The following is a 15,678-nucleotide window of genomic DNA, read 5'->3' on the forward strand; positions in this document are numbered from 1 at the left end:
ACCTGCCAAATTGCCTCTATGGACCAGATATTGCTCCTCTAAGTATTTCGATCTCCCCACATCCAGCTTGCAAAGCCGCATCCTAAGCCCCGAGAGAAATATGTCAGGCAAGTCTCGTTTAGCAAAAACGGACATACTGATGTATTTTTGTTCTACTGGCATGCTAAGCAATACCGGCATCTTAGCGCTAGAGCAAGAGGCGTTTCTGCTGGAAATGGTGGATTGCCCTGTTTCAGCGGATGATGAGAAAAAAGGTGGTAAGAAGCCTGATCCTACCAGGCCGCAACCCCCTCAGCCTCCGCCTCAAAAGCCCGCAAGAGAGGGCGATCAGGGGTCACAAAGAGTGAAGCGTCCTCACAAAAGAATTGGCATACCTAATCCTCAGGAACAATGATATATCCTCAAAGAAATATCATACGCAGCATCTGGCATAACTGACCCTAATCTTCCTGAGCTGCGTACAGTTCCCTATTTTTTATTGCGGTGCTCCTGCAAAGATGCATACCTATCTTGTACAAAGGTAAGGTCAGGATGTGGAGTTGTTTGGCTTTGAAGAATAGCTATAGCCCGTTCATACAGCGGCTCTGCTTCTATATAGCGATGTTGTTTGCCTAGAAGCTCGGCCAGATCACTCAAGGCCAAGGCAATATCAGGATGGGTTGGAGGCAAACGCTTTTCGTAGATGATCATGGCTTGTCGCAGGAGTTTTTCCGCACGTTCCTCATCACCCATATTAATAAAGAGCTTTCCCAGATTATTCAAGACGCTGGCGAAGTCAGGATGGTCTGCTCCCAGGACTTGTTCGTAAATGTTCAGTGCGCGCCTATAAAGTTCCTCAGCGCGTTGATACTGTCCTTGCCTATGAACAAGAAAAGCTAAATTATTGAGGAAGAGAGCGACATCGGGATGATCTGTTCCTAGAGCCTGTTCACCAATAGATATTGCCCGTAGATAGTGCGACTCAGCCTCTTGATAGTTACCTTTTATCTCAGCGATATCTGCTAATTTATTGATACAGTGGGCAGCCTCTGGATGTATCTCTCCCAGCGCTTGCTTGCAAATAGCGAATGCTTCCTGATAGCGCTCCTGGGCTTGTAGGTACTTGCCTTGGGCCTCGGCGAGTGCGCCCAAACCATCTAGAGGGTGCATCAGGTCAGGATGATTAGCGGGCAAACAGTGCCTGTAGATTGCCAACGCGCGCTGGTAAGTGGCCTCAGCCTGGGCGTAGCGGCCCTGGTGGAAGTATATCAGTCCGAGATTATTGAGCGATTTGGCAACATTCGCGTGGTTGCTCCCTGTGGCACGCTCTTGCAAAGCAATTACATACAGATAGAACTGCTCGGCGCGTTGATATTCTCCTTGATCCCCATAGAGCAAGGCGAGGTTATGCAAGCTTTCGGCTATCTTGGGATGCTCCGGACTTAATACCTGCTTTCGTAACTTGAGTGCGCGCTTGTGATACGCTTCGGCGAGTTGATAGCGGGCTTGTTGCTGGTAGAGCAGGCCCAGTGAGTTGAGGATCTGAGCGGTGTCTGTAGGCTCTCTCTGTCGCAGGCGCTCTTGCAAGTGTAGGGCCTGCGTCAGGTAGGATTCGGCTTCATCATAGCAGCCATGCTGGGCATAATAGGAGCCAAGTCGCTCTAAGAGCAAGGGACCTTCCTTCAAAGTGAGATTGAAGTCCTGGATGAGACCGGCGCAGTGCTGAGCCTGGGGGATATATCTTTCACATGCTTTCCAGGTCTTGAAACTAATAGCGGGGAAGATGGCATTAAGCAGGCGTACTGCCTGTTGTGCAAATTGACGCTGTTGCTTTTTCTTCAGATGTTGTCTGATGACTGACTGAATGATACGAGGCATGTTCAATGTTGTCGCTTCTGCATGGCGCTGAACCAGCGAGAACTTGATAAGGGTATCGATCGCAGCATCTAAGGCAAGAGGATTAGTGGAGAACGCGCGTAGCGGGCCTTCCAAAAAAGCTGTACCATGCTGGAGCATTTCGTTGGGGAGAACCTCGGGATACAGAAATGCTAGAAGGTAGAGAAGCTCCAGCGCAGAGGAGTCGCTTCGGGCGAGCTTTTTCAGGGTCAATGAAAGTGTGGCTGCCACCGAGGCTGGATGATCGATTGCTAAACGCCCGCGAATTTTCAGCAGCTTGGCACGTTGTTGCCGATAGTAGTTGAGGTACTCGGTAAGCGTTTGCCGAGTCTCCTTGACATATGCCCCTGCTTGGTCGATAGCCAGTGGATACCCTTCGACCTCCTTAACGATTTCGCGGGCTTGTAGGTCGTCTTCTTCTGATGCATTGTTAAGCATTCCAGCGCGCTTGAGTAAAAGTAATGCTCCGTCTTCTGTTGAGAGAGGAGAGACTGAAATAGTATTGACCGCATCTTCTATAGTCTGGAAGGATGTGATCACAAGGACATGCCCGCGGCTTTGAGCGGGAATGAGCAGCTTTAATAGATGGGAGTCTTCCAGGTTGTCGAGTACTAGTAGCCAGCGATCGTGGCGACGTAGCCAACGCTGGATGGCGGCAATGCGCTCTCGTTCGTTTCTCTCGTCCTGAGCCGGTATGCCAAGTAGCCGGGCGAGCGAGAGAAGCTGCGCGCTTAAGAGCTTACGGGATTCAGCGTTAAGCCAGAGGGTGGCTTGATACTCTTTTTGGTAGCGATGAGCATATTCCATTGCCAGGAGCGTCTTGCCCATGCCTCCCAAGCCATGAAGCGTCTGGACAAGCGTTTGTGTTGTTTGCTGGTCTGTGAAGCCACGATGGAGTATTTGGAGTGCCTCGTCTCGATCTGTGAAGAATAAGTTGTGTCGATAAGGGAGCGTAGATATGGGAAATTGTGGAGGCTTTACCGGCGTTGTGGTGCCTGCCAACCACCTGGCGAATTCCTCTATTACGCGATAGATGCCTCTTGCTACCTCGGCAAGCGCAGAGTCCTGATTGTTCCAGATACTTACTGCTTTCCCGTTTGATGGAAGGAGAATATATTGCGGATAGCTTAGCCAGCCTGTTGGGCGCAGAAGGACTGTAATCACATGGCTCGCTCTAGACGCGCGTTGTTTAAGCACATACTGCATTTCTACCTCGATGCACTGATCCGAGGCAAGAAAGTCGGAGCTGATCAGTAACACGATAATGTCTGCAGTGCTGATAAACGATCGTATAGCATCAATGAAATCACTTCCTGCACTTATCAGGCTATCGTAGCGCAAGTCGATAATGCCCTGACGTTTCAAGGGCATCAAATGTTTGCGTAATTCCTCAAACAGGTTCTCGTCTTGAGGTGCTAACGAGAAGAAAACATTGACGGGCTCTGAAGGTAGTGAAAGACTCACATTAGGCCTACCTATTGTTCTTTATTCCCCGCGGTTCGTACTACTTTTTTATTGTAGCATAGATTAATAATGATGTATATAATGTGTATTTGAAGCAGGAGATTCGCGAGTCACATGATGGGGAATGGGTGTGCTGTGAAGATGTTTGTGTGGAAACGCTGTTTCATTTTTAGTTAGCGAACATCTAACTACTCCTGTTTGCGTTTCCAGGGGATTGGATTCTCTCTATAGCGAGATCAGGGTAAGATTCCAATCCTCTGGATAGAGAGCCTAGAGACGCTGAAGAAGCTCACTGACGAGCAATAGAGCAAGCAATACAAACATAAGGCGCTGCTGAGGTGCCAACGTAGAGGTAGTTGCTTCAGCCTTTTCGAATTCAGGATCAATCCAGCGCGTGCCTGGAAGTAAGTTTGCTCCAAGCATGGAAAACCAGTAAAGAGACGCTATTACAACTCCGAGGTGAAATTGGAGCAAGCGATTTCCACCGGGAAACCAGAGCAGCCAGAGCGCGAGAAGCCCTAGAAAGACGCCCAACCAGATTGTTTGTCCATTATGAAATTTGGCATGGGGTGGCCAATGGGGATTGGACATGTGCATGTTTGCGGCAAAGCCCAGGTCAGCCACGGCTCCTCCAATTACTGTGGCAATTGCTACGAAGCTAACCAGTATTCTTGCCAGATTGAACCAGATATCCATTGTTTTCTCTGCCTTTCAGCTTGGGACGACGATTCGTAGAGACGACATGTCGTCTTGACATATGCCTACCTATAAATGGCGGCAAGCCTTAACGTGAAAACGTATGTCAGCTTATGTTTCCTGAATTCCTCTTTTTAAGGATGAGAAGCACATAAGCAAAAGAGACCTGGCTTCCTCTGTAAGGCGCTCGTACGGCAAATCGATTCCCAGTATCGGGCGGGCCAGGACTACTCCCAGGGTCACGATATGGAGCATGTTTACCAGGATAAGCACTTTGTCTTTCTCCTCTTCTCCCACTGCTTCCATAGCTCTTAGCTCTTCGATCTTGCGCTCTCGAATGGCTCCAAAGAGGGCATGCAAGCGTTCAGCGATTTCTGGTCGACTCAAGGAAGCAGCGACAAAATGGATCAAGAGAGGTGGAAAGTGTGGGTCATCCTCCAATGACATGGTAAGCGCTTGTAAGAAGTTATTGATATCTTCTTCTGGCGTCTTTGAGCCGCGTACGGCCTTATTCAAATGGGTATCAAGACGACCGATAAACTCTTCTAAAAGAGCTAACATAATCTCATCTTTACTCTGGAAATGATATGTCAAAACTCCAGAAGAAACTCCAGCTTCCTGGCAAATATCTAGAATCGTAATCTCCGCCCACCCGCGCTTGACAGCCAGGCGCTCAGCTGCATCCAGGATTTGCTTTCTTCTGATCGAGCGTACATCTACTCGGCTCATTGCCTACCTACTCCTATTTTAGAATGATTATTCTATGATTGGATTGTACATTCTATTTTTGGGAGTGTCAAGTGAATAAGAGAGCCTGATAGAGAGACAGAAGGCATCAAGAGAAGTCCTTGCCTTTTAATCAGCGTCCTCTTTAGTGATTTATATATATCCCATTACGCGTTTATTAATCAAACAAAGCAAGCATGCCGTTATTAATCAAACAAAGCAAGCATGCCGTATTAACGATTAGATAGAATATGTAGTATTAATATGGGGAAATTTCTTATAATGAGCAAAATTCTTATAATTAGCGTGATTAATAAGAATACTGTTATAAGTAATTAGTACTAGCTTGGTCACAAGAACAGTAGCAGCTTGTAAAATATCGAATATATTTTCATGCTCTGAACATTGATATGTAATCATTATGGATTAAGAGCTTGAAATTAGTATAATGCAGCTAACCCAAAGAGGAGGAAAGGGTATATGTGCATATGATAAAACAAGAAAATTTTATGAAGAAGGAGGTTATAAAGCCACCATTGCTTGTATCAGAAGTTTATGCAGTTGAGACTATGCCTTCTATCCTTGGGACATATGACCTGACTGCAACGTACCTGATGATAGTTTTCTATATTACCAATGCAACTACTGCGGTAACGGGAGGGGTATCAGCTTTCACTTACTGGCTACTGGGGGGTATAACTTTTTTCCTGCCTTCAGTAATTGTGACTGCTCAGCTGGGAGTCATGCTGCCTTACGAAGGCTCGCTCTATAACTGGACACATAAAGCCTTTGGAGGCTTTTGGAGCTTCTTCAGTGCATTCTGCGCCTGGTTTCCAGCTATTCTAGTGATGATTAGTGCTGGCGACGTGATTGTGAGTTTTCTACAAGGATTGAACAAAGATTGGCTGACTAGCCCGATTCAGCAAGGGGCGGTTATTGCTGTAGTGCTTCTTTTTTCGGGCATGATAGCGACACAAAGATTTCGCGTTGTCCAGAATATCATCAATGTTGTGATAGTGCTTACCTTTTGTGCTGTTGCCCTCATCGGATTGGCTAGCATCAGCTGGCTCATTCAGGGACATGCTTCAGCCACAAGTTTTTCTCATCTTGCCGATTGGAGCATTAATTGGCAGCCAGGTACAGGCAACGTAAATGTCTTTGGCCTGGTTACTCTGGCCTATCTAGGCGTTGAAGGGCCATTGAATATGGCGGGTGAGCTTAAAGATCGTCAGGCGATCAGAAAGCATCTGGTCTGGGGTACTATTCTGGTCTTTGCTGGCTATTTCATCGCAACATTTGCTTTGTTGGCGGTAATGGGACCTGAGCAAGCATCAGCTACACCCTTCTCTTTGATCAGCACTGTCGATAAAGGATTAGGCAAAGTGGCCGGCAATATTGCGGCTATTTGCTTGATGAGCTTTTTTCTAATGAGCATAGCTGTATATAGCTATACATATAGCCGGCTTCCATTTGTTGCCGCTATTGACCAGCGCCTGCCCGCCTTTATGGGCAAGCTAAATAAGCATCGTATTCCTTCCCGAGCTATCTGGCTCCAAACCATCTTTGCGGTCGTGGTGACATTCCTAGTCTTTATTGGGGTTCCGTTGATTGCTAACACAGCAGATACGACTACTATCGTGTACAATGTCTTGCTGGCGTCCTCTACATTAGTGTGGGCCTTCTCGACGCTCTTTTTGTTCGTAGATGTTGCTATCTTCTACTTCCGGGATAAAGCAGGTTTTCGTCACCACCAAATATTTCCTCTCCCTTTGCTGGGAATATGCTGTGTACTGGGTTCTCTCTCTTGCATTCTAGCTATTATTGATTCCTTGTTCTATTCCTGGATCGTAAATTTGCTAGACAATCTGCACTGGCTGTATGCAATCGGTGGCGTTACGTTCGTTTGCATTATCATTGCGACGATAGGGAGTATGCTAGCGAGCAGTGAGGCATTATGGGAAGGGATGATAAATAGAGAGACCAAGGTATAAATAAAGAAGTCCAAGTAATTTGGAGGTACCATGTATGGCAACTCAAGATGAGATTTTTCCAAAGGAAACGTTACAAGGAACTGTTGACGTTGATAATGCCGATGTTGATAAGCTCCATAAAAATGCGATAGGTCTGCCGGGAGTTCTCTATTTCTGTATTGCCGGCTCTGCTCCTATTTCGGCAATGTTATTTAATGTGCAGCCGATGGCGGCTCAAGCTGGAGCGACAACGCCACTGGTTTTCTTGCTCGCGGGTCTAGGATTGCTTCTGCTTGGCGTTTCTATTGTCTACTTATCGCGTCGTTTGACCTCTGCAGGCGGTTTTTATACCTGGGTGCGCCATAGCCTGGGCAGAGGTACAGCTTTTCAAGCTGGATGGCTAATGATGGGCGGTTATGCCCTCTTTGAAGCCGCACTATTAGGGGCCTTTGGCTCATATACCAACAATTCTTTCTCCACCTATCTGGGTTTCCATCTCTTTGGAGGTTGGGTCACCTATGCCCTGATTGGTGCAATCTTGATTTTTATGCTTTCCTATTTCGATGTCAAGTGGTCTGTCTATGCGATGGCCCCTTTCTTGATCTTAGAAGTGGGAATACTGGTTATCCTGGATCTGGTTATTAGCGTGCACGGGGGAGCCAGCGGACATGACATTACCCATACTTTTACGGCTGCCGGGGCCAGCCTCAAAGGGGCCGCTCCTGGAGGCTTGTTGGGCATCGGCATAGCGATGGCCCTGGGCGTATGGTCATGGGTAGGCTTTGAGGCTGGAGCTGTCTATGGAGAAGAGGCGCGCAACCCACGCCGGGCTGTACCCATTGCTATCTTCTCGGTTATTGCCTTCCTGATCGTTTTATATGTGTGGACAGCCTACTCGGCGACGATTGGTGTTGGCTGGGAGCATGCAGTAGACAAGTTTGGCACAGCCTCTCTTCCCTATTACACACTTGCCACGCAGTATGTGGGCGGCTGGCTTCAGGCCCTCATGATCGTTGCTATCAGTACCAGCGCTCTGGCCTGTGGGCTGGCCTTCCATAATGGCATGGTGCGCTACCTCTATGCTATGGGACGCGAGCATATTTTGCCGCCCAGGTTCGGCAAAACACATCCCAAGTATCGTAGCCCGCATATTGCTATCCTGGCCCAGTCGCTCTTCAGTATTGTGATTATTCTTGCCTTCGCCTTCGTGATCCAGAAAACTAACGCGGATAATAGCGTTAGTTATGCCTTAGGAATTCCCGATGGAAAAGTCTATACGCAGACCGATGGCATTAACCCTTACACCTGGCTGGCAACGACCGGAACAATTGCCTTTATCATTGTATATATTATGGTGAACATCTCAGCGCCGCTCTTTGCTCTGCGCTTTGATAAGAAGAGCTTCAATATCTTGCGCCATATTGTCGCTCCTCTTCTGAGCACGCTTACGCTCTTGATTCCCCTTATTTCTTTTGTAATGCCCGCTATTCCTGGGCCAATTGGAAATTTCTTTACAGATCTCGGCTTTGCCGCTACGCCTTTTCCCACAAATATCCTCCCGCTCTTTGTGCTGATATGGATAGTTGCTGGCCTCATCTATGCCTTTTATCTCTCGCGTAACACGCCTGAGAGATATGAGGGGATGGGACGCATTATTCGCGGGGATGTTGATTAACGCTCCGATCCATTTTCGGCTTAAGTAGGACGACTGGCTCCCCTCAATTTGAAGGGAGCCGGTTTTGCTTGGAATGTTAGAGATTAATATTCCATATAGTAAGCGTATTGTCGAGCAGCGAGCCCGTAAAGCTAAGGGTATATTGCTTTATATTGGTTGGTACTTCGTATGTTAATGTACCGGTCAGGGCTCCCCCTGCTTCCACTTTGCCCTCCGGTCCTGGGGTGTCGCCTAGCCCAATGTTCTGTTTTTGTCCATCAGGCAGGCTCTTTAAGTCCCACATGGCCAGACTTGATGCAGTCTGCGTTTCCGAGGTTAGATTCTTCATGGTAACGTTGATTTCAAGGAAAATATGGCCGTCCTTCGGCTTGAGAAAATCATTTCCTGATGATGTCGAGACCTTATTAACAGTTATTTGCCATCCGCTGCTGGCCACTGTTTCTCCGATTTTATGATGGCTTGGTGTTTGCTGATTACCTATTGTAGTGTTGGCCGTAGAAGCTATAGTCTTGTCGGTTGTGGTACTTGCAGACATTGACGGGCTCTTGTTGATAGCTGACCCGGCCGCGTAACCAACGATGAGGCAGAGAATACATGCGATGAGCCATGGCCATATCTTTGGTTTTCTAGGCTCTTGCTTAGGCATAAAAGATGGTGGTATTGGCGTTTGCTGCGGTGGAAGATATACCCCAGGAGGCGGAAAGCCAGGCTGTGCTGGTTGTGGATATGCTGGTTGCTGTGGTTGTGGATATCCAGGCAAGGGATTTGGATATCCTGAAGGTTGTTGGGGTGGTTGTTGATACATGATTTCTCCTTTGACTTATTATCTACCCTTCAGATGTAAAATATATAAGTATATATGTTATATAAACGGGCTGAGGAGTTAAAAATAACATAAATCTTGTTCTTTTGCATCTAACAGAAAATCCAGCCTTTGTTCCTGGGCTGTTAAAATTATGGAGAAGCTTCTTATCCAATGCGACACCTGGTTTAGTGGATGAAGGTAGCTATATAACTTTGTTGCCATTCCTGATGCTTTCTTTTAGAAGTGGACGTGGCTAGTAATGTGAAGTACACCGAATGCCTGCTTCGAAGCACATCGGCAAAACAAGCGGCGCTTTCAAAACTGGAACACTGTGTAAGGCAGAATGAGCCCATTGATGTTACAATAAATGAGAGCTCCTTTGGATAGAGCCTCTATAAATGAGAGGCGGACGGCCTCTTGTCCTTCGGAGCTAAACAGTAATTTTTTAGCATAGAAATGGGTAGAATAGTTTATGCCAAACCATCACACACTCTTTGATGTACAGGGGCAGGTTGCTGTAATTACCGGAGGGAGTGGAGTGCTTGGCCGGACGATGGCGCTCGGTCTTGCTCAAGCCGGGGTGAAGGTTGTGGTCATTGGACGGCATGCAGAGACTGCAGCTAAGGTGGCCGAAGAGATTGGTGCCGCTGGTGGCGAAGCAATTGGGATCGCCTGCGATGTGACTGCACGGGCGGCGCTGGAGCGCGCGCTTGAGCAAAGCATTGCGGCTTTTGGTTCCATAGATATTTTAGTCAATGCAGCCGGAGGAAATTTGCCTCAAGCGGTTACGTCGCCTGAACGTTCCTTTTTTGACTTAACTGAGCAAGCTATTGATGAGGCAATACGTCTGAATTTTACAGGAACCTTGCAGGCTTGCCAGGTTTTTGGAAGAGGGATGGCCGAACGGGGTAAGGGCTGTATTGTCAATGTGGCTTCTATGGCTTCGTTGCGCCCTCTCACGCGTACAGTAGCGTATAATGCTGCGAAAGCCGCGATTGGTAATTTTACGCAGTGGCTGGCGGTTCACATGGCACAGGAATATGGTTCGCATATACGTGTAAATGCCATGGCTCCTGGCTTTTTCCTGACCGAGCAAAATCGTGCTCTGCTAACTAACGTTGAAGCTGGCACGTTGACGCCTCGCGGACAAACGATTATCGATCATACGCCAATGCGGCGTTTAGGTGCTCCGGAAGATCTGGTCGGAACTTTGTTATGGCTGGTGAGCCCGGCATCAGCTTTTGTCACGGGAATAATGATCCCCGTTGACGGAGGATTTTCGGCCTTTAGTGGCGTCTAAGAGGGTCAGGCATATTGTGCGCGTCTTATTTTTCTGCCTCAGCTATTTACCTACATGTGAGGAGAAAGAGAGGTTGGAAAACTTCTTGCCAGCCTCTTTGTTTGAGCGATCTGTATTTGCACGGTTGCCCTTATCTCTCCGCTACAGGCTAGAATAGCCTGGTAAGACTGCCCACAAGAATTTTATTCCTTCTTTAACCCTAAATGGTGGCTGTACATTCATGTATATCTATTTATCTTATTTGCTAACATCTGGAGGTATGTATAATGGCCCATATCCAGCAACCGCACGGCGCTCATTTAGTAGGCAGCGTTCCTTTGGCCAGTGCCCAGGAGGTCTTTAGCACGGTGAGCTCGCTTCTCGGCAGCTGGTTGCGCCGCATCCCTGATGGAGAAACGGGTGCGCGCAGCAACTGGATTAGATGGCAGTATCCTTTTCTGGCTCGAACAGAGATGTTGGAAGATGTATCTTCCTCTTCTCAGGGATATGCCCCGGGCCCTCGTTTGGCGCTTCGCTCATCCGCGGAAACGCTCTTATTTAAGGAGCTGGGCTATGCCGAAGCAGCTATCGAATCCTATATGTTATTTGCACAATTAAAAAAAGCTGGTCATATTCCTGCTCATTGCCGCTTTCAGGTCTGCCTTCCTACACCTATTGCTCCCATCACAACTTTTATTCAGCTTAGCGATCAGGCTGCGGTAGAACCAGCTTATGAAGCCGCCATGATTGCTGAGCTGAAGCGCATTACAACGGCTATTCCCCTGCATGAACTGGCTATTCAGTGGGATACTGCTATCGAATTTGCACTTTTAGAAGGTGTTATGCCTACTTTTTTTACAAATGTAGAAGATGAGATCCTCCAACGCTTAATCAGGTTAGGCGAGGAAGTCCCTGCGCAGGTTGAGCTTGGCTACCATCTTTGTTATGGTGACTCCGGTCATCAACACTTTAAGCAGCCCGCCGATACAGCTAAACTTGTAGATGTTGCCAATGCTCTTGCCTCCCGATTGCAAAGGCCTTTGCACTGGCTTCATATGCCTGTCCCGCGTAACCGCGCAGATGATGCCTATTTCGCTCCATTACGACAACTCCACCTCAAGCCGGAAACCGAGTTCTATCTAGGATTAATGCACTACACAGATGGTGTTGCAGGAGCCAAAGAGCGCATAGCCGCAGCCCAAAAAGCTATGGCAGATTTTGGTGTGGCCACTGAGTGTGGTATGGGACGGCGTTTGCCTGAGACCATTGCTGCCTTGCTGCGTATGCATAGCGAAGTTTCTTCGCCAGTTCAATAGGTACCAGTCATTGTTTATAAGGTATGGCACTCAGTGATTCAATTGAGCAGGCAAGGCTCCCGATCTGATCTCTCCTGGCCTATTGCGTTTCGATACTATGCCACCAGTTAGCTTAATCAAGCTCTAGTGGCATTCTTTACTGCCTTCCAATCTTTTTAATTATTGTCTCTTAGTTCTCCAGTCTTTTGTCTGGCTATTGCTGGCTTTCTAGAGGAGAGAGCTCATTTCTCGCCAAAGCTGACAATTATCCCGGAAATATCTCACTTTGGGACCGCAGTTGACAATGACGAATCAGGCAGCATATTTTGTGAGGATTTAATAGTACTTAATATCCATAGGGCCTATTTTTATTGAGGATGTCAAAAACAGTCTATAGAGTCAGTAGAGGAAGCAGAAAAAAAGGTGACCTGCTTCATAAAGACAATCTTGTCACTTCCTCTCCTTGATCGCTCATGCTACGGATAGAGCAGGAAGTTCTCTCGACAAGAGATAGACATATCATAAGAATGAGGGGAAAAATGAATTTAGAGCAGATCAAGTATCAGACTTGCCCATGGGATCAGGAAGAGGGCGTTTTACTCACGGATATTAATGAGGATCTTCCTGATACTGACGCTGATGGAGAATTACAATACTATTGTTTATCGGGACGTCACGTTTTTTCCTATGATGAAGATAGTGAAAACGAACGCCGCAAGTAAATGTGGTTCATGGTAGTATATTTGTTTGAATGCCGACGAGCCTTCCTTGTAGTAGCTTGTCGGCATTGATTTTTTCAGTATCAGTATAGGAAAATCTCTCTCCCCACAAAAATCTATGCGACCAACTGATATTTCTCAAAATACTTCTGAGAAACGTTCTTCACAGCAGCTCTGCCACCTCGTTTGGCTGCTGGCGTAATCGGGTAACCAGCTCGCTATGTCTAAGACCGTGTTTTGTTAAGCGCAGAGATGGCCTCACATGATACACTGGGAGGATGAGTACGAGTTATCCCAGCAATCTTTCTGAGAGGGAGTGGGCGTGTCTGCAACGCTATCTTCCCGCACAGCCCAAGCGTGGCAGACCGCCGATCCACTCTCTGCGTTCCATTTTTGATGCCATTTTCTACGTCCTGCGCACGGGCTGGACGTTTCGCTACCTCCCAGCCAACTTCCCACCGTGGCAAACGGTGTTCTCTCATTTTCGCCGCTTACGTCTCAAGGGCACCTGGACGCTCTTGTGGCGGGCACTGCACCGAGCTGAACGCGAACGACAAGGAAGGCATCCTGACCCAAGTGCAGCGAGCATGGATTCCCAAAGCGTGAAAACCGTCGAGGAGTCGTCTAGGATCTGTGGCTACGATGCCCACAAACACATCAAAGGGCGCAAACGGCACATCCTCGTAGACACGCTGGGTCTCCCCATTTCCGTCTATGTGACTCCTGCCGACACGCATGATACCAAGGGAGCCCGTTGTCTGCTTGCAGGGCTCAAGTTCTTTGTCCCCTGCCTCAAAAAGATCTGGGCAGACGCGGCCTATCGCGGGCAAGAGTTAGCTCAGTGGTGTCAAGCCACAGGAGAGTGGGAACTGGAGGTCGTGGAACGCAAGCCAGGCACCCGCGGTTTCAGTGTGGTGCCGCGCCGTTGGGTGGTGGAGCGAACATTCAGTTGGATTTCTCGTCACAGGAGAATAAGTAAGGACGACGAGCGAAACGTGCAAACGAGTGAAACACTGATCCAGGTGGCGATGATTCGGCTGCTCCTCGCTCGTTTGGCGCGGCATCTACGAACCAGTTCTCAACCATCCCATGAAGGCGCAAACCGTTTCCAATGGCCTTCGCAGACCACTTCGACTGCTCCGTCGCGAACGACGATAGCGGTCTGATCGCCCATCGCATACGCAGGCTGCTGCCTCTCATTGACCAGAAAGGCGAGAGAGGACCGCTCCCCCGAACCACAAGGGGTGTTGAGGGAGCGGTTTTCTCCTTCTCGTCGCATTTTCCTCATTTTTGGGCGAGCCGTTAGCTGCGATTGAAGAACTCAACAAGCACAGGAGCAAGGACCTCGGCCTGAACTTCGTGGGTCTGACCTTGCAGAACGCGATGCTTGGCATTGGGAATGGCCTTTGCCAGTGCTACTGCTGTTGCGTGCATAAACGGAAAAGAAGCTGAGCCATCCATGACCAGCGTTGGCACCGCGACGCAAGCGGCCTTCGCGGTGGGAACCGAGCCATCTTCACCGAGGGCTGCGGCATCGTAGGCCAGAGTTGGCCCAATCGCTTCAAACATCGGCCACATGGGCTGCTGACGCATCCCCTCAAGCTGCTCAGCGGGCATCCCCACCCGCATCAGAAAGAGCCCGACTGCGTCGCCCTTGCGGCCCTCTGCAAGCACTTCCGCAAGCTGTTTGCGGTAGGTTCTCCACCCTTGCCCGGCGGCGGCATCATCATTGTATGCAGCTTCATACAGAGCCAGTTTCTTCACCTTCCCGTCGAGCTTGATAGTGGCCTCCAAAGCCAGGGCGGCGCCGGAGGAGATGCCATACACGAACGCCGATCCCCCGGCTTCGTCGATCAATGCCTCGATATCTTCAATTTCACGCTCAACAGCAAATGGCTGCGTATCCGTGCTCTCGCCACGCCCCCGACGATCATAGGCAAATACCGTGAAGTGTGGCACCAGTAAGGTTGACAGTGGCCGCATAGGCCCCAATGCCCGATAGCACATGGCGCCATCTACCAGGATGACCGCTGGTCCGCTGCCTACCTGATCATAGGCAATGCCTGTGCCGTCGGCTGATTGTACCTTCGTCATAAAATCTCCCTTCGTTACTAGTTGATCAGGTTCATTATACTTCGGAAGTGAAGCGCAGAACTTCTCCCATCTTGCGCGTTTGGCCATGCAGCATAACCGCAGCGCATTCCAAAACACGGTCTGAGTAGGGGAGCTCGTAGTGATCAGAAATGCAGCCACACGTATCAGCCAGGAGATGAACAGAAGCGTGGCTGCGTATCAGCAAAATGTTGAATCTTCCCGCAATCCAGACGCCGAGAGAGCTGTTAATTTGGATGCAGTCTCGGTCCCAGGAACTGGTGTGGAAACAATCATTTGCAGATCGGGATCATCTACTATGTGAAAGATCTTTATCTGGAAGATTAATAGCCCAACAAGAGGATGGTTGAAGTATATTGGTTTCACATGCGTCCTTTGTACATCGTGACGAGGCCACCACTCGCGAAATTCCGGGCTGGAAGCGCTAAGGTCATTCACCAGTTCTGTGAACCATGTTTCACCAATGTAGCGCTGTGTACTGGCTCGAAAGAATGCAATCTTGCTTCGCGCTTCCTCCTCCCAGTTGAGCCATTGCGTGCGTTGTCGTGGATCTGTAAAGAGGAACCAGAGCACATTGCGTTCTCGGGCAGACATCGTGTTAAAGTCTGCATATACCTGACGTGTCGCCTGATTCCAGGCGATCATATCCCAACGATGGTTGACCACTGCCGCAGGATATGTTCCCATGCGCTCAAGGATCAGTTGGAGGGTGGGATCAACGCTTTGCGTCAAGGGTAGCGGATCGACAGGAAGCTGCTTGCGTGCCAGAACAAAGAGATGTGCCCGTTCGTCGCGATCGAGCTTGAGGGCATGAGCGAGGCTTTCCAGTATCTGTGCGCTAGCCGTAATATCCCGCCCCTGTTCAAGCCGGGTATACCAGTCAGTTCCCACGCCAGCAATCGATGCCAACTCTTCTCGGCGCAAACCTGGCGTTCTCCGGCGCGTCCCCGGAGGTAATCCAACCTGACTGGGAGAAATATGTTCTCGGCGCGTCCGCAAAAATTGAGCTAATGCTTTCCGTCGTTCTTTTTCGTTCATCGCTGCGCATCCTCATCCTGGGAG

12 protein-coding genes and 1 pseudogene are annotated in these 15,678 nt (G+C 48.8%); 7 read left to right on the forward strand and 6 right to left on the reverse strand.

The window, feature by feature from the left end; translation table 11 throughout:
* Positions 1-468 precede the first annotated feature (468 nt).
* From EPA93_RS46445 to EPA93_RS46455, 3 genes are all read right to left on the reverse strand, one after another.
* Positions 469-3,339, reverse strand: coding sequence for a tetratricopeptide repeat protein (locus EPA93_RS46445; protein WP_129894081.1), 2,871 nt, complete (start codon positions 3,337-3,339; stop codon positions 469-471).
* 270 nt (positions 3,340-3,609) lie between these two features.
* On the reverse strand, positions 3,610-4,035 hold the full coding sequence (locus EPA93_RS46450) for a DUF6640 family protein (RefSeq protein WP_129894082.1): 426 nt from the start codon (positions 4,033-4,035) through the stop codon (positions 3,610-3,612).
* A gap of 111 nt (positions 4,036-4,146) precedes the next feature.
* Complete coding sequence (locus tag EPA93_RS46455; RefSeq protein WP_129894083.1) at positions 4,147-4,764, reverse strand: TetR/AcrR family transcriptional regulator; 618 nt, start codon at positions 4,762-4,764, stop codon at positions 4,147-4,149.
* A 506-nt stretch (positions 4,765-5,270) separates the two neighbouring features.
* On the opposite strand from EPA93_RS46455, the gene EPA93_RS46460 reads away from it, so the two are divergent.
* Positions 5,271-6,752, forward strand: a complete 1,482-nt coding sequence (locus EPA93_RS46460; RefSeq protein WP_165423854.1) for an APC family permease — start codon at positions 5,271-5,273, stop codon at positions 6,750-6,752.
* A gap of 34 nt (positions 6,753-6,786) precedes the next feature.
* Positions 6,787-8,406, forward strand: coding sequence for an APC family permease (locus EPA93_RS46465; RefSeq protein ID WP_129894085.1), 1,620 nt, complete (start codon positions 6,787-6,789; stop codon positions 8,404-8,406).
* A 76-nt stretch (positions 8,407-8,482) separates the two neighbouring features.
* Here the strand turns inward: EPA93_RS46465 and EPA93_RS48895 are convergent, their stop codons facing one another.
* Positions 8,483-8,941 carry a DUF4352 domain-containing protein gene (locus EPA93_RS48895; RefSeq protein WP_165423855.1) on the reverse strand — a complete coding sequence of 153 codons (459 nt, stop codon included), beginning with the start codon at positions 8,939-8,941 and terminating at the stop codon, positions 8,483-8,485.
* A gap of 116 nt (positions 8,942-9,057) precedes the next feature.
* Here EPA93_RS48895 and EPA93_RS48900 point away from each other — a divergent pair, with 116 nt between their 5' ends.
* From EPA93_RS48900 to EPA93_RS46490, 5 genes and pseudogenes are all read left to right on the forward strand, one after another.
* Entirely contained in the window at positions 9,058-9,213 is a 156-nt protein-coding gene (locus EPA93_RS48900) for a hypothetical protein (protein ID WP_165423856.1), read from the forward strand.
* Positions 9,214-9,683: 470 nt separating this feature from the next.
* On the forward strand, positions 9,684-10,511 hold the full coding sequence (locus EPA93_RS46475) for an SDR family oxidoreductase (protein ID WP_129894087.1): 828 nt from the start codon (positions 9,684-9,686) through the stop codon (positions 10,509-10,511).
* Positions 10,512-10,777: 266 nt separating this feature from the next.
* Complete coding sequence (locus EPA93_RS46480) at positions 10,778-11,806, forward strand: hypothetical protein (protein ID WP_129894088.1); 1,029 nt, start codon at positions 10,778-10,780, stop codon at positions 11,804-11,806.
* A gap of 518 nt (positions 11,807-12,324) precedes the next feature.
* Complete coding sequence (locus EPA93_RS46485; RefSeq protein WP_129894089.1) at positions 12,325-12,507, forward strand: hypothetical protein; 183 nt, start codon at positions 12,325-12,327, stop codon at positions 12,505-12,507.
* Between the two features lie 275 nt (positions 12,508-12,782).
* A pseudogene (locus EPA93_RS46490) lies at positions 12,783-13,595 on the forward strand (IS5 family transposase); the annotation flags it as partial.
* A 211-nt stretch (positions 13,596-13,806) separates the two neighbouring features.
* Here the strand turns inward: EPA93_RS46490 and EPA93_RS46495 are convergent.
* Positions 13,807-14,598, reverse strand: a complete 792-nt coding sequence (locus EPA93_RS46495; protein ID WP_129894090.1) for an alpha/beta fold hydrolase — start codon at positions 14,596-14,598, stop codon at positions 13,807-13,809.
* Between the two features lie 198 nt (positions 14,599-14,796).
* A complete protein-coding gene (locus EPA93_RS46500) occupies positions 14,797-15,654 on the reverse strand; it encodes a helix-turn-helix transcriptional regulator (RefSeq protein WP_129894091.1) in 858 nt (285 codons plus the stop codon).
* Positions 15,655-15,678: the final 24 nt, after the last annotated feature.

This window comes from Ktedonosporobacter rubrisoli (assembly GCF_004208415.1).
Lineage (GTDB): Bacteria > Chloroflexota > Ktedonobacteria > Ktedonobacterales > Ktedonobacteraceae > Ktedonosporobacter > Ktedonosporobacter rubrisoli.